General features: G+C 69.8%; 26 protein-coding genes. 2 read left to right on the forward strand and 24 right to left on the reverse strand.

The window, feature by feature from the left end; all coding sequences use genetic code 11:
- The 10 genes from AC1DWT_RS22830 to AC1DWT_RS22875 all read right to left on the reverse strand — a co-directional run.
- Nucleotides 1–193: pyruvate kinase (locus AC1DWT_RS22830; RefSeq protein WP_477922343.1), on the reverse strand; the 193-nt coding region annotated here is incomplete at its 3' end.
- A gap of 37 nt (nt 194–230) precedes the next feature.
- Complete coding sequence (locus AC1DWT_RS22835) at nt 231–1,733, reverse strand: glutamate synthase subunit beta (RefSeq protein WP_206012641.1); 1,503 nt, start codon at nt 1,731–1,733, stop codon at nt 231–233.
- Nucleotides 1,726–6,309 (reverse strand): glutamate synthase large subunit, encoded by a 4,584-nt coding sequence (gene gltB / locus AC1DWT_RS22840; RefSeq protein WP_477922345.1) that lies wholly within the window; start codon nt 6,307–6,309, stop codon nt 1,726–1,728. The genes AC1DWT_RS22835 and gltB overlap by 8 nt, the downstream gene beginning before the upstream one ends.
- A gap of 274 nt (nt 6,310–6,583) precedes the next feature.
- Entirely contained in the window at nt 6,584–7,423 is an 840-nt protein-coding gene (locus tag AC1DWT_RS22845) for a TM2 domain-containing protein (protein ID WP_072945214.1), read from the reverse strand.
- A complete protein-coding gene (lgt, locus tag AC1DWT_RS22850; RefSeq protein ID WP_206012643.1) occupies nt 7,416–8,498 on the reverse strand; it encodes a prolipoprotein diacylglyceryl transferase in 1,083 nt (360 codons plus the stop codon). The genes AC1DWT_RS22845 and lgt overlap by 8 nt, the downstream gene beginning before the upstream one ends.
- Complete coding sequence (gene trpA, locus AC1DWT_RS22855; protein WP_477922349.1) at nt 8,495–9,298, reverse strand: tryptophan synthase subunit alpha; 804 nt, start codon at nt 9,296–9,298, stop codon at nt 8,495–8,497. The genes lgt and trpA overlap by 4 nt, the downstream gene beginning before the upstream one ends.
- A complete protein-coding gene (trpB, locus tag AC1DWT_RS22860; protein WP_477922351.1) occupies nt 9,295–10,614 on the reverse strand; it encodes a tryptophan synthase subunit beta in 1,320 nt (439 codons plus the stop codon). The genes trpA and trpB overlap by 4 nt, the downstream gene beginning before the upstream one ends.
- A 62-nt stretch (nt 10,615–10,676) precedes the next feature.
- On the reverse strand, nt 10,677–11,486 hold the full coding sequence (trpC, locus tag AC1DWT_RS22865) for an indole-3-glycerol phosphate synthase TrpC (RefSeq protein WP_477922352.1): 810 nt from the start codon (nt 11,484–11,486) through the stop codon (nt 10,677–10,679).
- Between the two features lie 86 nt (nt 11,487–11,572).
- Entirely contained in the window at nt 11,573–12,277 is a 705-nt protein-coding gene (locus AC1DWT_RS22870; protein WP_072945222.1) for a TIGR02234 family membrane protein, read from the reverse strand.
- On the reverse strand, nt 12,274–13,860 hold the full coding sequence (locus AC1DWT_RS22875) for an anthranilate synthase component I (protein ID WP_072945393.1): 1,587 nt from the start codon (nt 13,858–13,860) through the stop codon (nt 12,274–12,276). Before AC1DWT_RS22875 ends, AC1DWT_RS22870 begins: the two co-directional genes overlap by 4 nt.
- A 59-nt stretch (nt 13,861–13,919) precedes the next feature.
- Between AC1DWT_RS22875 and AC1DWT_RS22880 the strand changes: the two genes are divergently transcribed.
- A complete protein-coding gene (locus AC1DWT_RS22880; RefSeq protein ID WP_072945224.1) occupies nt 13,920–14,384 on the forward strand; it encodes a peroxiredoxin in 465 nt (154 codons plus the stop codon).
- On the opposite strand, the gene AC1DWT_RS22885 is transcribed toward AC1DWT_RS22880, so the two are convergent.
- Entirely contained in the window at nt 14,372–15,151 is a 780-nt protein-coding gene (locus tag AC1DWT_RS22885) for a dioxygenase family protein (protein WP_072945226.1), read from the reverse strand. The two genes, AC1DWT_RS22880 and AC1DWT_RS22885, sit on opposite strands and share 13 nt — an antisense overlap.
- Before the next feature lie 202 nt (nt 15,152–15,353).
- On the opposite strand from AC1DWT_RS22885, the gene AC1DWT_RS22890 reads away from it, so the two are divergent.
- On the forward strand, nt 15,354–15,863 hold the full coding sequence (locus AC1DWT_RS22890; RefSeq protein ID WP_072945229.1) for a MarR family winged helix-turn-helix transcriptional regulator: 510 nt from the start codon (nt 15,354–15,356) through the stop codon (nt 15,861–15,863).
- 79 nt (nt 15,864–15,942) lie between these two features.
- On the opposite strand, the gene AC1DWT_RS22895 is transcribed toward AC1DWT_RS22890, so the two are convergent.
- The 13 genes from AC1DWT_RS22895 to AC1DWT_RS22955 form a co-directional block, all read right to left on the reverse strand.
- On the reverse strand, nt 15,943–16,122 hold the full coding sequence (locus AC1DWT_RS22895; RefSeq protein WP_072945232.1) for a tautomerase family protein: 180 nt from the start codon (nt 16,120–16,122) through the stop codon (nt 15,943–15,945).
- Nucleotides 16,123–16,172: 50 nt separating this feature from the next.
- The gene (hisI, locus tag AC1DWT_RS22900; RefSeq protein ID WP_072945234.1) at nt 16,173–16,517 is read right to left on the reverse strand and encodes a phosphoribosyl-AMP cyclohydrolase; all 345 of its coding nucleotides are present in this window, start codon (nt 16,515–16,517) and stop codon (nt 16,173–16,175) included.
- Entirely contained in the window at nt 16,514–17,287 is a 774-nt protein-coding gene (gene hisF / locus AC1DWT_RS22905; protein WP_072945236.1) for an imidazole glycerol phosphate synthase subunit HisF, read from the reverse strand. The genes hisI and hisF overlap by 4 nt, the downstream gene beginning before the upstream one ends.
- Entirely contained in the window at nt 17,284–18,117 is an 834-nt protein-coding gene (locus AC1DWT_RS22910) for an inositol monophosphatase family protein (RefSeq protein WP_072945238.1), read from the reverse strand. The genes hisF and AC1DWT_RS22910 overlap by 4 nt, the downstream gene beginning before the upstream one ends.
- A 9-nt stretch (nt 18,118–18,126) precedes the next feature.
- Nucleotides 18,127–18,861: a bifunctional 1-(5-phosphoribosyl)-5-((5-phosphoribosylamino)methylideneamino)imidazole-4-carboxamide isomerase/phosphoribosylanthranilate isomerase PriA gene (gene priA / locus AC1DWT_RS22915; protein ID WP_005247511.1), complete on the reverse strand. Its 735-nt coding sequence runs from the start codon at nt 18,859–18,861 to the stop codon at nt 18,127–18,129.
- A 19-nt stretch (nt 18,862–18,880) separates the two neighbouring features.
- Nucleotides 18,881–19,138, reverse strand: coding sequence for a hypothetical protein (locus AC1DWT_RS22920; RefSeq protein WP_072945241.1), 258 nt, complete (start codon nt 19,136–19,138; stop codon nt 18,881–18,883).
- Complete coding sequence (gene hisH / locus AC1DWT_RS22925; protein WP_072945244.1) at nt 19,135–19,770, reverse strand: imidazole glycerol phosphate synthase subunit HisH; 636 nt, start codon at nt 19,768–19,770, stop codon at nt 19,135–19,137. Before hisH ends, AC1DWT_RS22920 begins: the two co-directional genes overlap by 4 nt.
- A 9-nt stretch (nt 19,771–19,779) precedes the next feature.
- Nucleotides 19,780–20,961, reverse strand: a complete 1,182-nt coding sequence (locus AC1DWT_RS22930; RefSeq protein ID WP_095865268.1) for an MFS transporter — start codon at nt 20,959–20,961, stop codon at nt 19,780–19,782.
- Nucleotides 20,961–21,113 (reverse strand): hypothetical protein, encoded by a 153-nt coding sequence (locus tag AC1DWT_RS22935; protein ID WP_167372216.1) that lies wholly within the window; start codon nt 21,111–21,113, stop codon nt 20,961–20,963. The genes AC1DWT_RS22930 and AC1DWT_RS22935 overlap by 1 nt, the downstream gene beginning before the upstream one ends.
- Nucleotides 21,114–21,126: 13 nt before the next feature.
- Nucleotides 21,127–21,741, reverse strand: coding sequence for an imidazoleglycerol-phosphate dehydratase HisB (gene hisB / locus AC1DWT_RS22940; RefSeq protein WP_005247522.1), 615 nt, complete (start codon nt 21,739–21,741; stop codon nt 21,127–21,129).
- On the reverse strand, nt 21,738–22,880 hold the full coding sequence (locus tag AC1DWT_RS22945) for a histidinol-phosphate transaminase (protein ID WP_095865267.1): 1,143 nt from the start codon (nt 22,878–22,880) through the stop codon (nt 21,738–21,740). The genes hisB and AC1DWT_RS22945 overlap by 4 nt, the downstream gene beginning before the upstream one ends.
- Complete coding sequence (hisD, locus tag AC1DWT_RS22950; protein WP_072945250.1) at nt 22,877–24,199, reverse strand: histidinol dehydrogenase; 1,323 nt, start codon at nt 24,197–24,199, stop codon at nt 22,877–22,879. The genes AC1DWT_RS22945 and hisD overlap by 4 nt, the downstream gene beginning before the upstream one ends.
- A 230-nt stretch (nt 24,200–24,429) precedes the next feature.
- On the reverse strand, nt 24,430–26,373 hold the full coding sequence (locus AC1DWT_RS22955) for an acyl-CoA dehydrogenase family protein (RefSeq protein ID WP_072945252.1): 1,944 nt from the start codon (nt 26,371–26,373) through the stop codon (nt 24,430–24,432).
- Nucleotides 26,374–26,452 lie beyond the last annotated feature (79 nt).

The raw sequence follows: 26,452 nt of genomic DNA on the forward strand, positions 1-26,452 counted from the left end.
GGACACCGACCGCCTTGCCCGTCGCGTCCGAGGCCGCCCTCACGCGTTTGTAGTTCTCCTCGTGATCGGCGTGTTCGCCGTGGCTGAAGTTCAGCCGCGCCACGTCCATACCGCTTTCGACGAGTTCGCGAATACGGTCACCGGTGGCGGTAGCAGGTCCAAGTGTGCATACGATCTTCGTGCGTCGGTTCACGGCCTCGAGCCTAGTCGCCCCGCGCGCCCTTCTCCATTTAGACGACTGCCAGCGGAAGCGCCGTCGGATGCACCGGCGACGGGAGGTCCGACGCCCCTGTCAGGTACACGTCGACGGCGTGCGCCGCGGACCGGCCCTCCGCGATCGCCCACACGACGAGCGATGCGCCGCGATGTGCGTCCCCGCAGACGAAGACCCCGGGTGCGGTGGTCTGCCAGCCCGGGCCGCAGGAGAGCGCTCCGCGCCGGGTCGGCGACAACCCGTAGTCGTCGAGCAGCGGACCGAGATCGACGCCCTCGAAGCCAATCGCGAAAAGTGCCAGTTCGCACGGCAATTCGATCTCCTCGCCGACCGGCGTGATGATGCGTTTGCCGTCCTCGCGGGTGACTTCGACCTCGGCGAGCACCATGGACCGGACGTTCCCGTTCGCATCGCCGAGGAACCGCTGCACCGCGACCTGGTACCGGCGGACACCGCCCTCGGCGTGCGCGGGCGACGTCCGCAGCACCATCGGCCACGCCGGCCACGGCGTCGCCTCCTCGTCCCGTTCGGTCGGCAACTCCGGGTTGTAGTCCAGCAGGGTCACCGACAGCGCGCCCTGGCGGTGCGCCGTTCCGAGGCAGTCGGCGCCGGTGTCGCCGCCGCCGATGATGACGACGTGTTTGCCCTTGGCGGTGATGTCCGCGGGACCGTCGCCCTCGCATTCCTTGTTCGAGGTGACGAGGTGCTCCATCGCGAGATGAATACCGTTCAGCTCCCGGCCCTCGACGGTGGTGTTGTCGCGGGCCCGCAGCGCACCGATCGCGAGCACGACCGCGTCGAAGTTCGCGCTCATCTGCTCCACGGTGAGGTCGACGCCGACCTCGCAGTCGGTGACGAAGTGGGTTCCCTCGGCGCGCATCTGCATCAGGCGCTGATCGAGAATTGCCTTCTCCATCTTGAATTCCGGGATGCCGTACCGCAGCAGTCCCCCGAGCCGGTCGTCGCGCTCGTAGACGGTGACGTCGTGCCCCGCCCGGGTCAGCTGCTGAGCCGCCGCCAGACCGGCCGGACCGGAACCGACCACCGCGACCTTCCGTCCCGTGGCGATCATCGGCGGTGTGGGCACCACCGTCCCCGACTCCCACGCGACGTCCGCGATGGCCTGCTCGATCCGCTTGATCGTGACACTGCCCGTCGTGTGCGTGTCGGCGAGCGAAAGCACACACGCCGACTCACACGGCGCCGGGCACACCCGGCCCGTGAACTCAGGGAAGTTGTTGGTGGCGTGCAGCCGCTCGCTCGCCGCCGACCAGCGGCCGCGCCGCACGAGGTCGTTCCACTCCGGGATCAGGTTGCCCAGCGGGCAGCCCGCACTTCCCGAGTGGCAGAACGGGATTCCGCAGTCCATGCACCGCGCGGCCTGTTCGGACACCTCGGCGGACCGCTCCGCGGAACTCTGCGGCGCGTACACCTCGTTCCAGTCGTGTATCCGCTCCGCGACCGGACGCTTGCGCGCCTCCTTCTTGACGATGTGCAGAAAGCCCTGGGGATCAGCCACGTGCCGCCTCCATGATCGCGGTGTCGACGTCGAGTCCCTCCGCCTTCGCCATCCGGGTCGCGTCCAGCACCCGCTGGTAGTCCACCGGCATCACCTTCGTGAACAGCGCGGACCGCCGGGGCCAGTCGGCGAGCACCGACGCCGCGACCGCGGAACCGGTCCACCGGTGGTGCCGGGTGACGGCGCCGCGCAACCAGTCCAGATCGTCCGGGTCGGGTTGCATCAGCTTCACCATCGCCTGGTTCACGTCCTCCGGGTCCAGGTCGAGGACGTACGCGATGCCGCCGGACATGCCGGCCGCCATGTTCCGTCCGGTCGGTCCGAGGATCACGACCCGCCCACCCGTCATGTACTCGCAGGCGTGGTCGCCGACACCCTCCACGACGGCGGACGCACCGGAATTGCGCACCGAGAAGCGTTCGCCGACGCGTCCGCGGAGATAGACCTCCCCGGAGGTGGCGCCGTAGAGCAGGGTGTTGCCCGCGATCACCTGCGTCTCCGGGACGAACAGGACGTCGTCGGCGGGACGGACCACGATCCGCCCACCCGACAATCCCTTGCCGACGTAGTCGTTGGCGTCCCCGGTCAGGTCGATGGTGATGCCCGGCGGCAGGAACGCGCCGAGCGACTGCCCCGCCGAGCCGGTGAACGTGAGCCGGATCGTGTCGTCCGGCAGCCCGGCGGCGCCGTAGCGGCGGGTGACCTCCGCGCCGAGCAGCGTGCCGACGGTCCGGTTGACGTTGCGCACCGGCATCTCGATCTCCACGGCGTGGGCGTCCTCGAGGGCACCCTCCGCCAGCTGGATGAGCGTGCGGTCCAGTGCCCGGTCCAGACCGTGGTCCTGGTCGCGGTCCCGGCGTCGCTGCGGCAGCGGCTCCCCGTCCGGCCCGGTGGGCACGGCGAAGATCGGGGTGAGGTCGAGTCCGCGGTTCTTCCAGTGGGCGATCCCCTGCGCGGTCTCGAGGACGTCGGCGTGACCGACGGCCTCGTCGATGCTGCGGAACCCGAGGTTCGCCAGGTACCGGCGCGCGTCCTCGGCGACGAACCGGAAGAACTCCTCCACGAATTCCGGTTTGCCGGTGTACCGCTTGCGCAGCTCCGGGTTCTGGGTGGCGACACCGACCGGGCAGGTGTCGAGGTGGCACACCCGCATCATGATGCAGCCCGCCACGATCAGCGGGGCCGTCGAGAACCCGAACTCCTCCGCACCCAGCAGCGCCGCGACCACGACGTCCCGTCCGGTCCGCATCCCGCCGTCGCACTGGACGGTGATGCGGTCGCGGAGACCGTTGAGCACGAGTGTTTGCTGGGCGTCGGCCAGCCCGATCTCCCACGGCGCCCCGGCGTGCTTCATCGACGTCAGCGGGGTGGCGCCGGTACCGCCGTCGTTACCGGAGATGAGGACCACGTCCGCGTGCGCCTTGCTGACCCCGGCGGCGACGGTTCCCACCCCCACCGAACTGACCAGCTTCACGTGGACCCGGGCCCGATCGTTGGCGTTCTTCAGATCGTGAATCAGCTGCGCGAGATCCTCGATCGAGTAGATGTCGTGGTGCGGCGGCGGGGAGATCAGCCCGACCCCCGGCGTCGAGTGCCGGGTCTCCGCGACCCACGGATACACCTTGTACGCCGGCAGCTGGCCGCCCTCACCGGGCTTGGCGCCCTGCGCCATCTTGATCTGGATGTCGCTGGCGTTGATCAGGTAGTCGCTGGTGACGCCGAACCGCCCGCTCGCCACCTGCTTGACGGCGCTGCGGCGCGACGGATCGTACAGACGGTCGACGTTCTCGCCGCCCTCGCCCGTATTGGAGCGTCCGCCGAGATTGTTCATCGCGACGGCCATCGTCTCGTGGGCCTCGGCGGAGATGGAGCCGTAGCTCATCGCGCCGGTGTTGAACCGGGTGACGATCCGCTCGACCGGTTCCACCTCGTCCAGCGGCACGGGCGGGCGCACGCCCTCGCGGAACGTGAACAGGCCGCGCAGTGCGCCACCGGCCTCGGCCAGCCTGTTCACCTCCTCGCTGTACTTCGCGAACACCTCGTGCCGACCGGTGCGGGTGGCGTGCTGCAGCAGGAAGACCGTCTCCGGGGTGAACAGGTGCAGTTCGCCGTCGCGGCGGAACTGGTACTCGCCGCCGTCCTCGAGCCGCCGGTGGGCGAACTCGGCCGGGTTGTCCGGGTACGCCTGCCGGTGGCGGACGGTGACCTCGCGGGCGATCTCGTCGAGACCGGCGCCGCCCAGCTTGCTGACGGTGCCTGTGAAGTACTCCTGGACGAGGTCGCGGTCCAGGCCGATCGCCTCGAACACCTGCGCCGCGGTGTACGAACCGACGGTGGAGATGCCCATCTTCGACATCACCTTGAGCACACCCTTGCCGAGCGCGGTGAGGTAGTTCCGCACGGCGATCGTGTGCTCGACGCCGGTGAGTTCGCCCTCGGACACCAGGTCCTCGATCGACTCCATCGCGAGGTACGGGTTGACGGCCGCGGCGCCGTACCCGATGAGCAGCGCCAGGTGGTGGACCTCGCGGGCGTCCCCGGATTCGACGACCAGCGCCACCTTGGTGCGTTCCTTCGTCCGCACCAGGTGATGGTGCACCGCGGCGACCGCGAGCAGCGACGGGATCGGCGCGCGGGTGTGGTCGGAGTCGCGGTCCGAGATCACCAGCGTCCGGTAGCCGTCCGCGATGGCGGCGCTCGCCTGCGCCCGCAACTCCTCGATCGCCTCGGCCATCCCCGCACCGCCGCGCTCGACGTCGTACAGCGCGCGCAGCACCGCCGCGGCGAGCCCGGGATGGYTGCCGTCCGCGTTCACGTGGATGATCTTGTTCAGCTCTTCGTTGTCGAGCACCGGCCACGGCAGCACGATCTGCCTGCACGACGCCGCGGTCGGCTCGAGCAGATTCTGCTCCGGACCCATGACCCGCGACAGCGACGTCACGATCTCCTCGCGGATCGCGTCGAGCGGCGGGTTCGTGACCTGCGCGAACAGTTCGACGAAGTAGTCGTAGAGCAGCCGCGACCGCTGCGACATGACGGCGATCGGCGTGTCCGTCCCCATCGAACCGAGTGGCTCGCCGCCGGACGTGGCCATCGGGGCGAGCAGGATGCGCAGATCCTCCTCGGTGTACCCGAACGCCACCTGCCGCCGCACCACCGACTCGTGGTTGTGCTGCGCGTGCGGGCGATCCGGCAGCGTCTTCAGTTCGAGCAGACCGGCGTACAGCCACTCGGCGTACGGCCACTCCGCCGCGAGCCGCATCTTGATCTCCTCGTCGGGCACGATGCGGCCCTCGGACGTGTCGACCAGGAACATCTGCCCCGGCTCGAGGCGGCCCTTGGCCACGACCTCCGACTGCGGGACGTCGAGGACACCGCTCTCGCTCGCGAGGACCACCCGCCCGTCGACGGTCTGCCACCAGCGTCCCGGGCGCAGGCCGTTGCGGTCCAGCACGGCGCCGACCACGGTCCCGTCGGTGAACGTCACACACGCCGGTCCGTCCCACGCCTCCATCAGCGACGCGTGGTACTGGTAGAACGCCCGCCGGTCCGGGCACATCGACGTGTCGTTCTCCCACGCCTCCGGCACCATCATCATCACCGCGTGCGCCACGCTGCGGCCGGCGAGGTGCAGCAGTTCGAGCACCTCGTCGAACGACGCCGAATCCGACGCGTCGGGGGTGCAGATCGGATACAGCCTGCGCAGGTCGCCCGGGATCACCGCACTCGACAGCAACGCCTCGCGGGCGCGCATGCGGTTCCGGTTGCCGCGGACCGTGTTGATCYCCCCGTTGTGCGCGACGAACCGGAACGGGTGCGCGAGCGGCCAGGACGGGAACGTGTTGGTCGAGAACCGGCTGTGCACGATCGCGATCGCGCTCGCCATCCGCGGGTCGCGCAGGTCCGGGAAGTACCGCGCCAACTGGGACGTGGTCAGCATTCCCTTGTAGACGATCGTCCGGCTCGACAGCGACGGGAAGTACACGCCGCTGCCCTCCGACTCGATGTCGGGGGTGACCTGCTCGGCCCGCTTGCGCAGCGGGTAGACCAGACGGTCGAGGTCGAGCCCGCCGGGCCGGATCCCGCCGACGGCGGGTCCAGCGACGAACAACTGGCTCATGTGCGGAGCACAGGCGCGGGCCGTCGAGCCGACATCCGCGCCGTCCGGATCGACGGGCACCGGACGCCAGCCGAGGATCTGGAGGCCCTCCTCGTCCGCGAGGTCGGACACGCGTCGTTGCGCGGCCGCCCGCGCCTGCGGGTCCCGCGGGAGGAAGCAGATGCCCGCCGCGTACGTGCTGCTGCCGTCGTCCAGGGGCGCGGGGAGGTCGAACGAGGCGAGAGCCCCGAAGAATTCGGTGGGGAGCTGGAGCAGGATGCCGGCGCCGTCGCCGCTGTTCGGTTCGGATCCCGCCGCGCCGCGGTGCTCGAGATTCTCGAGAGCGAGGAGGCCGTCGGAGACGATGGAGTGGGAGCGGCGGCCGTGCACGTCCGCGACCATGGCGACACCGCAGGAATCGACTTCCTGGTCCGGGTCGTACAAGCCCTGGGGACCGGGCAACTGCGAGAACAGCACCGATATACCTCCACATCGGCCGGGAAGACCACCAGTGTGTGCGCTCCGCACGTGCTGTCGGCGGCCTCCGCTAGCGGGGTCGCCACGACGGGCGCTAACTGCTTTTCGGGGGTCTACCGGGACAGCATCGGCCCGTGAAGGTTGTTACCGGACATACATCCGGCGCGCTCAGCTTACCAGGACCGATACCCGGCAAGATATGCCGAATCGGGCCCGGAACGGGCGGTGGCCCGTGTCGCATCAGCAACACGGGCCACACGGTGTCCGGGGATCGTCACTGGTCCCGCAGGGGCCGTCCGTACTGGTCCTTCACGCTCCCGGTCAGCATCATGATGCCGTCGACCAGCGGCCAGATACCGCCGATTCCACAGGTCAGCCACGTCACGGCGATCTGCGCCACGGCGATGCCGGGCTGGTTCAGGTAGAACCGCCCGACGCCGAACGCGCCGAGGAAGATCTGCAGCAGCCCGGCGGTCAACTTGGACTTGTCGGAGTACGGCTCACCCGTCAGCGGGTGCCTGCCGAACGGCGCCGACGGATCGGCGTACGCGTTGTAGCCGGGGGCGTACCCGGGCGGCGGGTACCCCTGCTGGGGGTAACCCTGCTGCTGTCCGTACCCCGGCTGCTGGTACCCGGGCTGCTGGTAGTCCTGCGGCGATTGCGGAGCAGCCCCGTACTGCGCGCCGTAATTCGGATCCGGCGCCCCGTAGGTCGGACCGTCCGGCTGCTGGGGCTTCTCGTACCCGGTGTACGGCGCGGTCGGCGAAGTCGGCTCGCCCACGTTCGGGAACGGGGCCGTCGGCTCGGTTCCGCCCGGCGACGGGTAGGTGGGCGTCGACCCCCAGCCCGGGCCGTTACCGACACCCGAATAGGTGTCCCAGCCCGGTCCCGTTCCGGACGACCCCGGTGACGGCGTCGCGTCGGACGTGGCGGGCGGCTGGGACAGCGAGGCCTCGGCGGTGGCGTCGTAGTCGAAGGGCGAGCCGAATTCGGGCGGCAGGCTCGAGTCGCTGCTGTTCTCGGTGCCGTCGCTGCTCTTACCCAGGTCGACCTTGTGTGCGTCCTCGGATGCACCCTTGCCGGAATCGTCGGATGCTTTCCCCGGTTCAGTCATTCGCGTCATCCTTCTTGCTGTCGATGGTCTTCGTGCCCGCATCCCCGCCGGCACTCGCAGTGCTCGCGGCCTTGTCGTCCGATACCGACTCCGATGCGGACGCCTTCCCGTCCTCGTCCCTGCCCTCGACCTTCTTCTCCCCCTTCGCCGGTGCGGTCTCGTCCGGCTCCGCCGGTGCGGTGCCGTCCGCGACCGGTTCGCCGTCGACAGGCCGCAGGTCGGCCGGATCCTCGCGCCCCTTCGTGGCAGCGGAGAAGTACACCACGGCCGCGACGAACACCAGGGCGGAGGTGAACGAGTTCACGCGGACACCGGCGATGAGGCTCGCGTGGTCGCTGCGCATCAATTCGATCCAGAAGCGCCCGGCGCAGTACCCGGCTACGTACAGGGCGAAGAGGCGGCCGTGCCCGATGCGGAATCGGCGATCGACCCACACGAGCAGGATCACGATCAGCACGTTCCACAGTGCCTCGTACAGGAACGTCGGATGCACCACGAACGCGACCTCGCCGGTGGACACCCCGTCGATCAGCTGCGGAGACACCTGGCCGACGTCGTTGCGGCGCTCGAAGATCTCGAGCCCCCACGGAACGTCGGTCTCGCGACCGTAGAGTTCCTGGTTGAAGTAGTTTCCGAGCCGTCCGATCGCTTGCGCGAGCAGGATGGCGGGCGCGACCGCATCGCCGAGCGCCGGCAGCGGGATGCCGCGGCGCCGGCAACCGATCCAGGCACCGACACCGCCGAGCGCCACGGCGCCCCAGATGCCGAGGCCGCCCTGCCACACCTTCAGGGCGTCGACGGGGTCGCCGCCCTCCCCGAAGTACGTCGGCCAGTCGGTCATCACGTGGTAGAGGCGGCCGCCGATCAGGCCGAACGGCACCGCCCAGATGGCGATGTCGAGGACGGTGCCCTTCTCGCCGCCGCGGGCGACCCAGCGACGGTCGCCCCACACGATCGCGACGACGATCCCGACGATGATGAACAGCGCGTACGCGCGCAGGGCCACCGGTCCGACATACCAGACACCTTGGGGCGGACTCGGAATGTAGGCCAGTACGTCCACGGTGGAAGTCACGACGCCACGGTAGCGGAGCGAACGCCCTCGGCGAGTTCCTCCGTCAGCGAGCGCACCGCGTCCAGACCGCTCTCCGCCGCGGTGACCAGCGCGGATCCGACGATGACCGCGTCGGCGTAGGCGGCGATCTCGGCGGCCTGCGCGCCGGAGCGGACACCCAGTCCGACACCCACCGGAATGTCCGAGTGGGCACGGATGCGGGCCGTCAGTTCGGGTGCCATCGACGACACGGCGTCACGGGCGCCGGTGACACCCATCGTGGACGCGGCGTAGACGAACCCGCTGCTGGCGTCGAGGGTGATCGCGAGACGCTCCTCGGTCGACGACGGCGCGACGAGGAAGATCCGGTCGAGGTCGTGTTCCTTCGACGCCGCGATCCACTCACCGGCTTCCTCGGGGATGAGGTTGGGGGTGATCAGCCCGAGGCCGCCTGCGCTCGCCAGATCGCGGGCGAACTTGTCGACGCCGTACTGCAGAACCGGATTCCAGTACGTCATCACGACTGCCTTGCCGCCGGCGGAGGCGATCGCCTCGACCACCGTGAACACGTCGCGTACCCGGACGCCGTTCTTCAGCGCCGTCTCGGCCGCCGCCTGAATGGTGGGTCCGTCCATCACCGGGTCGGAGTAGGCGATGCCGACCTCGACGATGTCGCAACCGGATTCGACCATCGCCTTGAACACGTCGATGGATTCCTGCACGGTCGGGAACCCGGCCGGGAGGTACCCGACGAGCGCGGCACGCTTCTCCTCGCGGCACTGCGCGAACGTCGGGTCGAGGCGCGAGAGTCGTTCGCTCACTTGGCCGAACCTTCCTTGTCAGTCGTGGTGGTCTCGGTCGAGTCGTCCGGATCGAACAGTCCGAACCACTTGGCTGCCGTGTCCATGTCCTTGTCGCCGCGCCCGGACAGGCTGACGACGATGATCGCGCCCTCCCCCAGTTCGCGGCCCAGTCGCAGTGCACCGGCGACGRCGTGGGCGGACTCGATGGCCGGGATGATGCCCTCACGCTCGGACAGCAGACGCAGCGCGTCCATGGCCTCCGAGTCGGTGACCGGCTCGTAGGTGGCGCGGCCGATGTCCTTGAGGAGCGCGTGTTCCGGGCCGACCCCGGGGTAGTCGAGGCCCGCGGAGATCGAGTGCGACTCGATGGTCTGGCCGTCCTCGTCCTGCAGCAGGTACGAGTACGCGCCCTGGAACGCGCCCGGGGTGCCTCCCGCGAACGTGGCGGCGTGCCTTCCGGTCTCGACGCCGTCACCGGCGGCCTCGTACCCGACCAGTCGCACGGACGGGTCGTCGAGGAAGGCGTGGAAGATGCCGATGGCGTTGGACCCGCCGCCGACGCACGCCGTCACGGCGTCGGGCAGCCGGCCGGTCAGCGCCTGCACCTGGACCCGCGTCTCCAGACCGACGACGCGCTGGAAGTCGCGGACGATGGTCGGGAACGGGTGCGGTCCGGCGGCGGTGCCGAAGCAGTAGTAGGTGTTGTGGGCGTTGGTGACCCAGTCGCGCAGCGCCTCGTTGATCGCGTCCTTCAGGGTCCTCGACCCCGACTCGACGGACACGACCGCCGACCCGAGCAGCCGCATGCGGGCGACGTTCAGCGCCTGCCGCTCGGTGTCGACGGCGCCCATGTAGATGATGCATTCCAGACCGAGGAGCGCGCAGGCGGTGGCGGTGGCCACGCCGTGCTGGCCGGCACCGGTTTCTGCGATGATGCGGGTCTTGCCCATGCGCTTGGCGAGCAGCACCTGCCCGAGCACGTTGTTGATCTTGTGCGAGCCGGTGTGGTTGAGGTCTTCGCGCTTGAGGATCAGCCGCGCCCCACCGGCGAACTCGCTCATCCGCGTCGCCTCGAAGATCGGGGACGGACGGCCGGTGTAGTCGCGCTGGAGGCGGTCGAGTTCGTTCAGGAACGACTCGTCGCCGCGCGCCTTCTCGTACTCGGCGGTGACCTCCTCGATCACCGCCATCAGTGCCTCCGGCACGTGCCGTCCGCCGTACACGCCGAAGTGTCCTCCGGCATCGGGGTCGTGCGTCGTACGCTCGGCGATTCCGGCGCTGGCAGGCGGCAGATTGCCACCCTTGAAGACGGTTTCCTGATTACGTGAAGTCACAGGTCCAGTCTGCCTCGAGGCCGGGTTCCGCCGCCGTCCGGGTCAGGTCCGCCGGGGCGACCTCAGCGCGACGGCTTGGGGCAGGACGGGTGCGCGCCGGCGTTGACCAGATCGGCCACCGCCTTGCGCGGATCACCGCTGGTGACGAGGCCTTCGCCGACCAGCACCGCGTCGGCTCCCGCACCGGCGTACGCCAGCAGGTCGGCCGTGCCGCGCACCCCGGACTCCGCGATCTTGATGATCTCGGTGGGCAGCCCGGGAGCGATCTCGCCGAACGTGTTCTTGTCGACCTCGAGCGTCTTGAGGTTGCGCGCGTTGACACCGATGACCTTGGCGCCCGCCTCGATCGCCCGGTTCGCTTCTTCCTCGGTGTGGACCTCGACGAGGGCCGTCATGCCCAGCGACTCCGTCCGGTCGATCAGCGACGCGAGCGCGTCCTGCTCGAGGGCGGCGACGATGAGCAGCACCATGTCGGCGCCGTGCGCGCGGGCCTCGTGGATCTGGTAGGGCCCGACGATGAAGTCCTTGCGGAGGATCGGGATGCTCACCGCGCGGCGGACGGCGTCGAGGTCCGCGAGGGACCCCTGGAACCGGCGCTCCTCGGTGAGCACGCTGATCACGCGGGCGCCACCGGCCTGGTAGGCGGCGGCCAGTTCGGCGGGATCGGCGATGTCGGCGAGCGCACCCTTCGAGGGGCTGGCGCGCTTGACCTCGGCGATGACTCCGATGCCCGGCTCGAGCAGGGCGGCCGCGGCATCGAGGGCCGGCGGTGCGGCGGCGGCGGCAGCCTTGACTGYGGCGAAGTCAAGGACGGCTTCGCGGGCGGCGACGTCGGCGCGCACCCCGTCGAGAATCGAGTCGAGAACGGTCATCGTGGCCCGAGTCCTTTCTGGGCAGAAACCCGATGTGAGGAACATCATCAGGGGTGAAGCCAGCCTAGATGGCACTCTGATTGTGTTTACGTCCGGGTACCCGGGTCTTCGTCCGAACCGTCAACTTGGTCGACAGGTTCGGCTTTCTTGTCTTCCACCGTGGGGTCCTCCCCCGCGTCCAGGGCGTCCCAGAGCATGCGCTGGGTGACGGGACCGTCGGCGGAATCGGCACCGGCCTTCTTCGCTGCGTCACGTCGCGCACCCGGGCTGTCGTACTTGGAGGACAACCCCGCCCGCACCCTCGGCCTGCGGACCAGTTCCACCGCGGCGGCGAGCGCCGCCAGGGCCCCCACCAGCACGAGAACGGCGGGTCCGGCGTGCACGGACACCGACTGGACCTCGGCCCGGCCCGGCAGCTCGGCCAGCCGAGCCGCCTCGTCGTCGGAGGCGCCGGACACGAGCAACCCCACCGCCGGGACGGCGGCCGCGACGGCCACCACCGCGACGAGCACACCCAGCACGCGCAGGGCCCAGCCCTTCACGGCGAACGACGCGGCGATCGCGGCGACCAGGGTCAGCGCCAGCGGCGTGAGCGCCGCCGCCCACGTGCCGCCCACGAGCACCGACGTGCGTTCCTCGCCGAGCCCGTCGGAGGAGGTGACCTCCACCCACGTCATCCGTGAGGCGCCCCACAGGCACACTGCGGCGACGGCGAGGAGCAGCACCGCGATCATCGATCGGCGGCGCCCCGCCCGCGCGGGGTCCCGGGCCGGCTCCGACGCGTCGCTCACTGCGTGTCGCCTCCCAGGGTCTTCAGCGTGTGCGCCGCCGCGATCGCGCTGAGCACAGCCATCGCCTTGTTCCGCGCCTCGGTGTCCTCGTATTCGGGGTTCGAGTCGGCGACGACGCCCGCGCCTGCCTGGACGTACCCGATGCCGTCCTTGATCAGGGCGGTGCGGATCGCGATGGCCGTGTCGGCGTCACCCGCGAAGTCGAGGTACCCGATGATGCCGCCGTAGATGCCGCGGCGGGTGGGTTCGAGTTCCTCGATCAGCTGCATCGCCCTGACCTTCGGCGCTCCCGACAGGGTGCCCGCCGGGAAGCAGGCGGTGACGGCGTCGAGGGCCTGCTTGCCGTCCGCGAGGTGACCGGTGACGGTGGAGACGAGATGCATCACGTGGCTGTACCGCTCGATGTGGCGGTAGTCGTGGACCTTCACCGTGCCCGGTTCGCAGACGCGCCCCAGGTCGTTGCGACCCAGGTCCACGAGCATCAGGTGCTCCGCGTTCTCCTTCTCGTCGGCGAGCAGGTCTTTCTCGAGCAGGATGTCCTCCTCCTCGGTGTGCCCGCGCCACCGGGTGCCCGCGATCGGGTGCGTGGTGGCCACGCCTTCCGACACGGTCACCAGCGCCTCCGGGCTCGAGCCGACGATCGAGAACGCGGTCTCGTCGTCGCCGTTCGGCACGTTGAGGAGGTACATGTACGGGCTGGGGTTGGACGCGCGCAGCATCCGGTAGACGTCGATCGGGTCGGCGGTGCAGTCGATCTCGAAGCGCTGCGACAGCACCACCTGGAAGGCCTCGCCGGCCTCGATGTCGCCGACGAGTTTCTGCACGTCGGCGCCGAACCCTTCGGTGGTGCGCTGACGGCGGTAGTCGGGGGCGGGTTTCGCGAACGTGGACACGGTCGACGACGCCGGGGCCGACAGGGCGTGTGTCATCCGGTCCAGCCGCTCCACCGCGGAGTCGTAGGCCTCGTCGACGCGTTCGTCCGTGCCGTCCCAGTTGACGGCGTTGGCGATCAGGGTGATGGCGCCCTCATGGTGGTCGACGGCCGCGAGATCCGTCGCCAGCAGCATCACCATCTCGGGGATCTGCAGGTCGTCGGTGGCGTGCTCGCCGATGCGCTCGATGCGCCGCACCGCGTCGTACCCGAGGAAGCCGACCATGCCGCCGGTCAGCGGCGGCAGATCGGGCAGCCGCTCGCTTCGGAGTAGTTCGAGGGTCTGGCCGAGGGCGGCGATCGGATCGCCGCCGGACGGCGCGCCCGCGGGAACGTTGCCGTACCAGGCTGCTTCACCGTCGACGACGGTCAGTGCGGCGGGACTGCCCGCGCCGATGAACGACCATCGCGACCACGATCGGCCGTTCTCCGCCGACTCGAGCAGGAAGGTGCCGGGCCGGTTCGCCGCCAGCTTGGTGTAAGCAGACAACGGTGTTTCCGCGTCTGCCAGCACCTTGCGCGTCACCGGGACGACCCGGTGTTCGGCGGCGAGAGCGTGGAACTGCTCACGTGTGGTGGTCGAGTCGGACCCGCCGTCGGCCGGGGTGGCGGCGGACTCGGGTGCGGGAATCGTGGTGGGCTCGCCGTGCATGCCGACCATCATCCCAGGCGCACTCGCACCGTCTGCGTGCGCGGGTAGCCTCGGCACCCATGAAGCCAGGTCAGCTCGCACCGGAATTCACCCTGCCCGATCAGGACGGCATCGAACGATCGCTGTCGAGCCTCCTCGAGGACGGCCCCCTCGTGCTGTTCTTCTACCCCGCGGCGTCGACGCCGGTCTGCACCGCCGAGGCCTGCCACTTCCGGGACCTCGGAACGGAGTTCTCCGCCGTGGGGGCGTCGCGCGCCGGGATCAGCACCGATGCGGTGGCGAAGCAGGCGTCGTTCGCGCAGGCGCAGTCCTTCGATTACCCGCTGCTGTCGGACGCCGACGGAGCCGTCGCGGAGCAGTTCGGCGTGCGCCGCGGACTGCTCGGCAAACTCGCCCCGGTCAAGCGGTCGACGTTTGTCATCGACACCGACCGCACCGTGCTCGAGGTCATCTCGAGCGAGTTCCGCGCGAACACGCACGGTGATCAGGCACTGGCCTTCCTCCGGACGCGTCAGGACACCTGAATCGACCGCTTGGCCAGTCCCATCCAGAAACCGTCGATCACCTGCCGGGGAATCTGCTCGGGGTCGCTCGACGCGCCGAGCGTGACGAAGAGCGGCGCGAAGTGCTCGATCGTCGGGTGTGCGTAGGGCATGCCCGGCGCGAGCGAGCGGAAATCGATCAGCGAATCCACGTCGCCCGCGGCGAGACGCTCGTCCGCCCAGGCGTCGAACTCCGAGGACCAGCCCGGCGCCTTCGCGTCGGGTGACGGGTCGCGCAGGAACGGCAGTCCGTGGGTGGTGAATCCGGACCCGACGATCAGCACGCCCTGCTCGCGCAGGGGACGCAGCCGCTCACCGAGGTGCAACAGCCGTTGCGGATCGAGGGTCGGTAGCGAGATCTGGAGGACCGGGATGTCGGCATCGGGGTACATGACCGTCAACGGCACGTAGGCGCCGTGGTCGAGGCCGCGATGCGGCTGGTGCGACACGGTCTCGTCGTCCGGCATCAGGGACACGACCTGCGCCGCGAGTTCGGGGGCGCCGGGCGACTCGTACGTGGTCCGGTAGAACCGTTCGGGGAAGCCCCCGAAGTCGTAGACGAGGGGGGTGCCGGTGGTGGTGGATCCGATCGTGAGCGGCGCCGATTCCCAATGTGCCGACACCATGAGAATGGCCTTGGGCCGTGGCAGGTCGCCCGCCCACTTCGCCAGCTGCGACACCCACAGGTCGCTGTCCACCAGCGGTGGCGCACCATGGCTGAGGAACAGTGCGGGCATGGTGGCGGTCATCGCGACTCCTTCGGATCGAGATCCCTCATCGAGGACGCCGGCCGGATCACCGCCGCCTCAATGTTGAACCTTCAAGTTACTATAGGAGTCAACCCGTGGGCGCGGCAACTATTCCCCGGGCACGAATCGGYCCCGCGGCGTGCTAACTATGGAGGACACGCTGCACACGCGTGGAGCGACGTACGGACGGAGGACACCACCGATGAGTGGTAACGACGAGGGCACGTCGACAGAGCCCGGCACCCGATGGCTCGACGCAGAGCAGCAGGAGGCCTGGCTCACCCTCATCGCACTGGTCACCCGGCTCCCCGCCGCACTGGACACCCAGCTTCAACGCGACTCGGCACTCACCCACTTCGAGTACTTCGTCCTCGCCTCACTGTCCGGCGAATCGAACCGGCGCCTGCAGCTGTCCCTGCTCGCACAGCGCGCCAACGCGTCCCTGTCCCGGCTGTCCCACGTCGTCACCAAAATGGAGAAAGCCGGCTGGGTGCGCCGCGAAAGCATCCGCGGCAGCCGCGGCTCCGACGCCGTCCTCACCGACGAAGGCATGGCCAAGGTCGTCGAGGCCGCGCCGCCGCACGTCGAATCCGTCCGGTCACTGATCTTCGACGGCCTCTCCGCCGACCAGGTCCGTCAACTGTCCGAACTGTCCGGCGCCATGCTTACCCAACTCGACAAGAGCATCGCCTCGGGAACCGGCAAGGCCTGACCGCCGCTCACCCCAGCGGCGTCCCGACAGCTCACCCCAGCGGCGTCCCGACAGCTCACCCCAGCGGCGTCCCGACAGCTCACCCCAGCGGCGTCCCGCCGACTCCCCAGCTGTCGCGCGGCACCTCGGTGATCGTCACCCACACCGTCGCCGCATTCTTACCCGTCGCGTCGGCGTACGCCTTCGTGACGGCCTCGATCGTGGCACGCTTCTGCTCCGCCGTGAGCCCCGGCGTCTGACTGATCTGAATAAGTGGCATGCGGACATCCTGCCCGAGGGCATACGAACATCCCGCCGAGGGCCGCTGCGCTAGTCGGCGGCGAGCAGGACGTCCGAGTCGAAGCAGGTGTGCGTGCCCGTGTGGCACGCCGCCCCCTCCTGGTCGACGACGAGCAGCACGGTGTCGCCGTCGCAGTCGAGCCGCACCTCGTGGACGTACTGCGTGTGACCGGACGTCTCGCCCTTCACCCAGTACTGCTGACGGGAGCGGGAATAGTACGTGCCCTTACGGGTCTCGAGGGTGCGTGCGAGGGCCTCGTCGTCCATCCACGCCACCATCAGGACGTCGCCCGTCGACCTTTCCTGCGCGACGGCATTGAACAGTCCCGCCTCGTTGCGCTTGAGCCGTGACGCGATGGCCGGGTCGAGACTCATCGGACGGTGATCCCTTCTGCACGCATGGACTTCTTGACGTCGCCGATCGTCATGTCGCCGAAGTGGAAGACACTGGCGGCGAGGACGGCGTCCGCGCCGGCTCCGACGGCGGGTGCGAAGTGCTCGACGGCGCCCGCTCCCCCGCTGGCGATCACCGGCACGTGCACGGCAGCGCGGACCGCGCGGATCATCGGCAGGTCGAAACCGGCCTTCGTGCCGTCCGCGTCCATCGAGTTGAGCAGGATCTCCCCTACGCCCAGTTCGGCGCCGCGGACCGCCCACTCGACCGCGTCGATGCCGGTGCTGCGCTTGCCGCCGTGGGTCGTGACCTCCCACCCCGACGGGGTGTCCGGTTGGCCCTGCGGCACGGTGCGCGCGTCCACCGACAGCACGATGCACTGGGAGCCGAAGCGTTCGCTCAGTTCGCGGAGCAACTCGGGCCGCGCGATCGCGGCGGTGTTGACGCTCACCTTGTCGGCGCCGGCACGCAGCAACCGGTCGACGTCCTCGACGGTGCGGACACCGCCGCCGACCGTGAGCGGGATGAACACCTGTTCCGCCGTCCGGCTGACCACGTCGAGCATGGTGCCCCGGTCAGCGGTCGACGCGGTGACGTCGAGGAACGTGAGCTCATCGGCGCCCTGGGCGTCGTACGCGGCCGCCAGTTCGACGGGGTCGCCCGCGTCCCGCAGGTTCTCGAAGTTGACGCCCTTGACGACGCGTCCGGCATCGACGTCCAGACACGGGATCACTCGAACCGCCAGAGTCATTGCGTACGCCCTCCTGAAGGCTCGGAACGGGGATCACCCAGTGATCCGAGGATATCGAGAATTTCGCCGTGCACCCCGGGCGCTCCGGCGAGCACCGAATCGGACATCACCGTCCAGGGCTTGCCGCCCAGATCGGTCACCACACCGCCCGCGGCGCGCACCAGCGCCACACCGGCCGCGTTGTCCCACGCATTGTGGCCGAACACCACCGCACCGCCGAGTATTCCGGCCGCGGTGAACGCGAGGTCGACCCCGGTGGACCCGTGGATCCGGATCCGCGAGGACACCCGGCTGAGCTGCGCGAGGACCTGCAGCCGGTACGCGCCGGGGATCCGCCCGCGACTGTCGATGTTCAGCGCCCCCAAGCCCACGATCGAYGACGCCAGCGACGTGCGGCCGAGACTCGGCAGCGGCTGACCGCCCTCGAGCAACGGGCCGTCCGCGACGGCCGCGTAGCGCCGCCCGACGAGCGGCAGCCACGTGAGACCGAGAACGGGAACCCCGTCGTCGAGGAGCGCGAGCAGCGTGCCCGCGGTGGGCAGACCGGCCGAATAGTTGAAGGTGCCGTCGATGGGGTCGAGCACCCAGACGGGTCCACTGTCGAGGTCGGGTCCGCCGAACTCCTCGCCGTGGACGTCGATGCCGGTCCGGTCACGCAACTCGCCGGTCAGCCGCTTCTCGAGTTCGAGGTCGACGGCGGTCGCGAAATCGTCGGGGCCCTTGTGGACGGCGCTGGGCGCACCCACCCCGGAGACGAACCGGTCGTGCACTCCGTCGAGCAGCTCACTGGCGACGGCGAGGAGTTCCCGGGGATCGCGGGACAGGGCCATGGCGCGAACTCAGCCCGAGACCGCGGCGAGCGCCTCGGGGAGGGTGAACCGCCCCGCGTACAGCGCCTTGCCGACGATGGATCCCTCGACGCCCTGGTCGACGAGTCCGGCGATCGCCCGGAGGTCGTCGATGGTGGACACACCACCCGAGGCGACGACGGGGGCGTCGGTGGCCGCGCAGACCTGCGCGAGGAGTTCGAGATTGGGGCCGGTGAGAGTGCCGTCCTTGCTCACGTCGGTGACGACGTAGCGGGAGCAGCCGTCCTTGTCGAGCCGGGCGAGGGTCTCCCACAGGTTCCCGCCCTCGGTGACCCACCCGCGGCCGCGAAGCTGGTACTCACCGTCGACGAGGCGCACGTCGAGACCGACGGCGATCTTCTCGCCGTACTTGGCGATGGCGCGGGCACACCACTCGGGGTTCTCGATGGCGGCGGTGCCGAGGTTGACGCGACCGCAGCCGGTGGCCAGTGCGGCCTCGAGCGACGCGTCGTCGCGGATTCCGCCGGACAGTTCCACCTGAACGTCGAGTTCCCCCACCACGTCGGCGAGGAGTTCACGGTTCGAGCCGCGACCGAAGGCGGCGTCGAGGTCGACGATGTGGACCCACTCGGCACCGTCGTTCTGCCATGCGAGGGCGGCATCACGAGGCGAGCCGTATCCGGTCTCGCTTCCTGCCTCCCCCTGGACGAGGCGAACAGCTTCACCGTTGACGACATCTACAGCAGGCAAAAGGACCAGGCTCACGTGCGACAACCCTAGTCGCTCAGCGGTCGGAACCCGGCTTCGGGTCCTCGGGGTCGCGGCCGTAGGCGTTGCGGGTCATGCGTTTCGACACGTAACCCATGGCGGCGATCGCACCGGCGACGCCGAGCAACCCGACGATCAGCCCGAGGACGGGGCCCGGTTTCAGCACCAGAATGATCACGGTCGCGAGGACCAGGACCGCGGTCGCGGCGCCCATCGCGTACACGGCGAGCCTGCCGATCGACAGGTCGCCGCGCCCGTCCCCGGGTTCGGTCACAGACTGCGAACCCAGTTGCGGAGCAGTTCAGCGCCCGCGTCGCCGGACTTCTCGGGGTGGAACTGGGTGGCGGACAGTGCGCCGTTCTCGACGGCGGCGAGGAACTTGCCGCCGTGATCGGCCCAGGTCAGGGCGGGCGGCGCCAGCCGCTCCGGCGTCGGCAGTTCCCAGGTCTGGGCAGCGTACGAGTGGACGAAGTAGAACCGGGTGTCGGGATCGATACCGGCGAACAGCGTGCTGTTGCCCGGTGCCTCGACGGTGTTCCACCCCATGTGCGGCAGCACGTCGGCCTGGAGCCGTTCGACGGTGCCGGGCCATTCGCCGCAGCCTTCCGCCTCGACGCCGAACTCGACGCCGCGTTCGAAGAGGATCTGCATGCCGACGCAGATCCCCAGGACCGGCCGTCCGCCGGCCAGACGCTGACCGATGATCCGCTCCCCCCGCACCGCGCGGAGCCCCTCCATACACGCCGCGAAGGCGCCGACGCCGGGAACGACGAGACCGTCGGCCGCGAGTGCGACCTTGTGATCGGACGTGACCTCGACGCGCGCGCCGGTCCGGGCCAGAGCGCGGGTGGCCGAATGCAAGTTGCCGGAGCCGTAGTCGAGGACGGCAATCGTGGAGACGGTCATGACACAACCTTATCCGGCGGCCGAACGACGCCGGAGGGCGCGGCCGACGACCGTTCCGGCGGCCGGGACCACCGCGACCGCCGTCGCCGCGACCCCGAACACCCAGGAATACCCGGCCACCGACGCGACGGCTCCGAGCGCGAGGGAACCGAACCCGGTGCCGGCGTCGAACCCGATGTTCCATCCGGCGCTCGCCGAGCCGAATCGGGCCGGTCCCGCGGCGGTGAAGATCATGACGAGCGACTCGTTCTGCACCGCACCGAACCCGAACCCGAATGCCAGCGCCGCGCACACGAGCAGCGGCACGGGCGCCGCTGCCGCCGCGGCGACGGCGAACAGGACCAGGCCGAGGCACACGAACGTCAGGGCGGGAATCAGGGCACGGCCCACCCCGAGCCGGTCGGAGAACGATCCCGCGGCGTACCGCCCGATCAGCGTCGCCCCGCTCGACACGGCGAGGATCACCCCCGCGAGCGACGCCCGCTCCGAGATCGCGATCGGCAGCAGGCTGGACAGACCGCCGAACGCGGCCGCCACGATCGCGATCGACAGCCACGGGGTCAACACGGCGGCGAGCGGGATGCGATCGTGCGACGCGCGATCCGCGGGGGCGTGGATCGCGGGGAGCCGCGTGACCGCGACGACCGCGAGCGCGGGAATGAGAGCGCCGATCACGAAGACGGGGGTCGCGGACCAGTGCGCCATGATCGCGAGCCCCGCCGGCAACCCGACCATCTGCGCGGCGGCCACCGCGATTCCCTGCGCACCCGTCGCGCGGCCGAGCATCTGCCGCGGAACGAGTTCCGCGACCAGCGCACTGCTCGCGACGGTGAGCATGCCGAAGCCCGATCCCCGGACGGCCGACACCGCCAGCACCGGGATCGCCTCGGTGGAGAGCAGGAGGAGAAGCGACGGCGGCCCCAGCAGCATGCAGCCCGCGGCGAGCACCCACCGGTGCCCCCATCTACGCAGGAGCCGGGGCACGCCGAGTTGGGTGGCGACGGTCGCGGCCATGAACACGGCCGTCACGCTGCCGGCGAGAGTGTCCGAGCCGCCGGACAGCGAGACGATCAGCGGAACCACCGGCAGCAGCACCGCCCAGCCGCCGAACGCCGCGGCGCCCATCACCATCGCGGTGGGCAGACCGCGGGTGCGGAGCAGGCCGCGGCGCTCCCCCACTGCGACCGGCACTACAGCAACCTGAGAACGCCCGCCACGGCTGCCAGCACCGCCAGTGCCAGCAGCACGCCCGAGGCCAGTTTGTTGAACTTCCACATGGAGTACGCGCCGCCCGCCGCGATACCCGCGGCGATGAACAGGACGTAGACGAGGACGACGCTCACGAATGCGTCCGGTTCACAGGCTGCCCTTGGTGGACGGCACGCCCGTGACGCGGGGATCGGGTTCGACGGCCTCACGCAGTGCACGGGCGACGGCCTTGAACTCGGCCTCGGTGATGTGGTGCTGATCGCGCCCGTAGAGCACGCGCACGTGCAGGGCGATGCGCGCGTTGAGTGCGATCGACTCGAACACGTGCCGGTTGATCACGGTCGCGTACGGCACCCCCGGGTACCCGCCGATGACGGCGTGCAGCAGGTGCTCGGGTTCGCCGGTGTGGACGCAGTACGGTCGCCCGGACACGTCGACCGACGCGTGGGCGAGCGTCTCGTCCATCGGGATGAACGCGTCACCGAACCGGCGGATGCCCTTCTTGTCGCCGAGGGCCTGCCCGAGCGCCTGTCCGAGCACGATCGACGTGTCCTCGACCGTGTGGTGCGCCTCGATCTCGATGTCGCCCTTCGCGTGGACGGTGAGGTCGAAACTCGCGTGGGAGCCGAGCGCGGTCAGCATGTGGTCGAAGAACGGAACCCCGGTGGAGACGTCGACGATGCCGGTGCCGTCGAGGTTCAGTTCGACGGTGATGCTCGATTCCTTGGTGGTGCGCTCCACGCGGGCGATGCGGTCGGTCATCCTCGGTCTCCTGAGCTGGTGAGTTCGGTGGAGGCGATCTCGTCGCTCGCCACGATGAAGGCGTCGTTCTCGGAGGCCAGCCCGACGGTGGCGCGCAGGTATCCGGGGATCCCGACGTCCCGGATCAGCACTCCGCGGTCGAGGTAGGCCTGCCAGGCTCGGGCACTGTCGGTGAACTCACCGAACAGGATGAAGTTCGCGTCGCTGGGGATGACGTGGAAACCCGTGTCCTCCAATGCCTTCGACACCCGCACCCGCTCCGCCGCGAGGGCGTGCACGCTGCCGAGCGTCTCGTTCGCGTGCCGCAACGCCGCGCGGGCAGCGGCCTGCGTGACCACCGACAGGTGGTACGGCAGCCGGACCAGGAGCAGCGCCTCGATGAATGCCGGTGCGGCCGCGAGGTATCCGAGCCTGCCGCCGGCGAACGCGAACGCCTTGCTCATCGTCCGCGACACCACCAGCTTCGACGGGTACTCGTCGATCAGCGTCAGGGCGCTCGGTGCGTCGGAGAATTCGGCGTACGCCTCGTCGACGATCACGATGCCGGGCGCGGCGTCGAGGACACGGCGCAGTTCCGCGATGCCGACGCTGTGCCCGGTCGGGTTGTTGGGGCTGGTGACGAACACGACGTCGGGCCTGCGTTCGGCGATCGCCGCGGTCGCGGCCTCCACGTCGAGCGCGAAGTCGGCGCGCCGGAAGATCGGCAGCCACTCGGTCTCGGTGCCGTCCGCGATGATCGGGTGCATCGAGTACGACGGCACGAATCCCATCGCGCTGCGACCGGGACCGCCGAACGCCTGCAGCAGCTGCTGCAGGATCTCGTTGGACCCGTTGGCCGCCCACACGTTGTCGACCGTGACCGGCACCCCGGTCTGGCGAACGAGGTACGCGGCGAGGTCGGTGCGCAGCGCCACCGCGTCGCGGTCCGGGTAGCGGTGCAGTTCGCGTGCGGCCTCCCGCACGGACTCCGCGACGTCGTCGACGAGCGCCTTCGTCGGCGGGTGCGGGTTCTCGTTGGTGTTCAGCTGAACGGGGACCGTCAGCTGCGGCGCCCCGTACGCCGACTTGCCGCGCAGATTGTCGCGGATCGGCAGGGCGTCGACCCCGATCGACGAACCGGGCACGTTCGCGGCGGTCACCGCAGCGCCTCGAACCGCAGCCGCACGGCCTCACCGTGGGCGGGCAGGTCCTCGGCGTTCGCCAGGGTGATGACGTGGCCGGAAACCTCCTTCAGCGCGGATTCGGAGTAGTCGACCACGTGGATGCCGCGCAGGAACGTCTGCACGCTCAGGCCCGAGGAGTGCCGGGCGCAGCCCGCGGTGGGCAGGACGTGGTTGGACCCGGCGCAGTAGTCGCCGAGGCTGACCGGCGCCCACGGCCCGACGAACACCGCGCCCGCACTGGTCACCTTCGCGGCGACGGCGGTGGCGTTCTCGGTCTGGATCTCGAGGTGCTCGGCGGCGTACGCGTTGACCACCCGCAGCCCGGCCTCGACGTCGGAGACCAGGACGGTGCCCGATTGGGTGCCGGACAGCGCGGCGGTGACGCGCTCCTTGTGCTTGGTGATCTCGAGCTGCGCTGCCAGGGCGGTGTCGACGGCGTCGGCGAGTTCGACGCTGGACGTGACGAGCACGCTGGCGGCCATCACGTCGTGCTCGGCCTGGCTGATCATGTCGGCGGCGACGTGCACCGGGTCGGCGGTGTGGTCGGCGAGGATCGCGATCTCGGTGGGGCCCGCCTCGGCGTCGATGCCGACCAGGCCGCGGCAGAGGCGCTTGGCGGCGGTCACGTAGATGTTGCCGGGGCCGGTGATGAGGTCGACGGGGGCGAGTTCGGCACCGTTCGTGTCGGTGCCGCCGTAGGTGAGCAGGGCGACGGCCTGACCGCCGCCGACGGCCCACACCTCGTCGACACCCAGCAGGGCGGCCGCGGCGAGGATGGTCGGGTGCGGCAGACCGCCGAACTCGGACTGCGGTGGCGACGCCACCACGAGCGAGCGGACGCCGGCGGCCTGCGCGGGCACCACGTTCATCACGACGCTGGACGGGTAGACGGCGTTGCCGCCGGGGACGTACAGCCCGACGCGGTCGACGGGCACCCACCGTTCGGTGACGGTGCCACCCGGGACGACCTCGGTGGTGGTGTCGGTGCGGCGCTGGTCGGCGTGGACCTTGCGGGTGCGTTCGATCGCGACCTCGAGGGCGGCGCGGACTGCGGGGTCGAGTTCGTGGAGGGCGCGGTCCAGCTCGGCCTGCGGCACCCGCACCTGCGCGGGGCGGACGCCGTCGAACTTCTCACTGAATTCGAGGGCGGCGTCGGCGCCGCGTTCACGGACCGCCTCGACGACGGGGCGAACCTGATGCAGGACCGCGTCCACATCCACTCCACCTCGAGGAAGTGCGGCGCGAAGTTCGGCCGTGGAAGGGGTACGACCACGAAGGTCGGTGCGGGCGAGCATGAGAGGTCCTCTCTGCGACTGTCGGGACACGGTGTCTCGGACGAGCGGACTGTTCTGCGGAGAACAGGGCTCGACACCGATTATCCAGGATAGGCGCACCCCGTTTTCACCGGTCGGCGGCCGACCGGGTTTCAAGTTCGGTGGCCGCGCATGCAACAGCACCCGCCGGCGTGACGCCGGCGGGTGCTGCACTGTGCTGCGCGTCGTCCCGGCCGCGGGAATCCGGCGGCCTAGAGACGGGTCGAGTGCAGGAACCTCCTCGCCAGGTTCTCCTCGGTCGACGCGCCCGGCGTCCACTCGGTGATCCAGGGGCCGGTGCCTTCGCTGGGGTCGACCACTCCCCGCTCCAGCCACGCGTACCGTCCTTCGAGGATCGAGCGCGCGACCTGCTTGTCGGCGTCGTCGGTGTTGTGCCACAGACCGTCGAACAACTTCTCGACCCGCAGCGCCGCCTGTCGGCAGAACACGTCGGCGAGTTCGTAGGCCGCGGCGCCCTCGGCCTCGTTCTCCTCCCGCTGCATCTCCGCCTTGACGCAGGTGGCGGACATCGCGAACAGTTCGGCGCCGATGTCGACGACCCGGCCGAGGAAGCCCTGCTGTTTCTCCAGGGCAGCCTGCCACCGGGCCATTCCGTAGAACGTGGAGCGGGCCAGCTTGCGGGAGTGCCGTTCGACGAAACGCAGGTGCTTGGCCAGGACGCCGAATTCGCCGAACGACGTCGGCACCTGTCCCTTGCCCGCCACGAGTTGCGGCAGCCACTTCGCGTAGAAGCCGCTCGCCTTGGCCGCCGCCCGGGCCTTCGCACCGGTGTCGGCGTGCGGGTCGGCGAGATCGCCCGCCGCTGTGAGGTGCGCGTCCACGGCCTCGCGCGCGACCAGCAACCGCATGATCTCGCTGGACCCCTCGAAGATCCGGTTGATGCGCAGGTCGCGGTCCAGCTGCTCCACCGGCACCGCCCGTTCACCGCGGGCGGCCAGCGACGCCGCTGTCTCGTATCCGCGACCGCCGCGGATCTGGATCAGCTCGTCGGAGATGACGCAGGCCATCTCGGACGACCACAGTTTGGCGAGCGCCGCCTCGATCCGGATGTCGTTGCGACCCTCGTCGTTCATCTGCGCCGACAGGTCCACGACCGCCTCGAGCGCGTACGTGGTCGCGGCCATGAACGACAGCTTGTTGGCGACGGCCGCATGCTCGGCGATGGCTTTGCCCCACTGGACGCGGACACCGGACCATTCGCGGGCGATCTTCAGCGACCACTTGCCTGCGCCCGCACACATCGCCGGAATCGCCAGCCGGCCGGCGTTGAGGGTGGTGAGTGCGATCTTCAATCCGTCGCCCTCCCGCCCGATCAGGTTCTCCCGCGGAACGCGCACCTTGTACATACGGGTGACACCGTTCTCGATCCCGTGCAGTCCCATGAACGCGTTGCGCCGTTCCACGGTGATTCCCGGGGTGTCCGCCTCGACGACGAAGGCGGAGATGCCGCCGCGATGGCCTTCGCTCTTCGGTACCCGCGCCATGACGACGAGCAGTTCCGCGACGACGCCGTTGGTCGTCCACAGCTTCACGCCGTCCAGTTCGTAGGCGGCACCGCCCTCGATGGGTACCGCCGAGGACGCCAGCCGCGCCGGGTCGGACCCGACGTCGGGTTCGGTGAGCAGGAACGCGGAGATGGCGCCGCGGGCGCAGCGCGGCAGGAATTCGCGCTTCTGCTCCGGGGTGCCGGCCAGCTTGAGCGGTTCGGGGACGCCGATCGACTGATGGGCCGACAGCAGCGCGCCGAGGCTCGGGTGCACCGACGCGACGAGCATCAACGCCCGGTTGTACGCGACCTGGGAGAGTCCGAGGCCGCCGTACTCCTCCGAGATCTTCAGGCCGAAGCACCCGAGGTCGGCGAGGCCGCGGACGTATTCGTCGGGAATGCGGGACTGCGATTCGATGACACTGCCGTCCATCTCCTCGCAGTATGCGTGGAGGCGAACGAGGAATTCTTCGGCCTTGGCGGCGTCCTCGGCAGCCGGCCGTGGGAAGGGATGAACCAGATCCAGCCGGAACCGTCCGAGAAACAGTTCTTTCGCGAAGGAGGGTTTGTCCCAGCCGGATTCCCTCGCCTCCTCTGCGACTGCTCGTGCTTCTTCCTCGGTGACCTTCGGAGCTGAGGTGTCGACCATGACGCGCCTCCTACTGGCGGGTAGTCCTACTCGCCAGTATCCCCCAATCGGCGCACTCGGGACAGCGTTTCCGCTACTG

Source organism: Rhodococcus sp. P4_B6 (assembly GCF_056402215.1).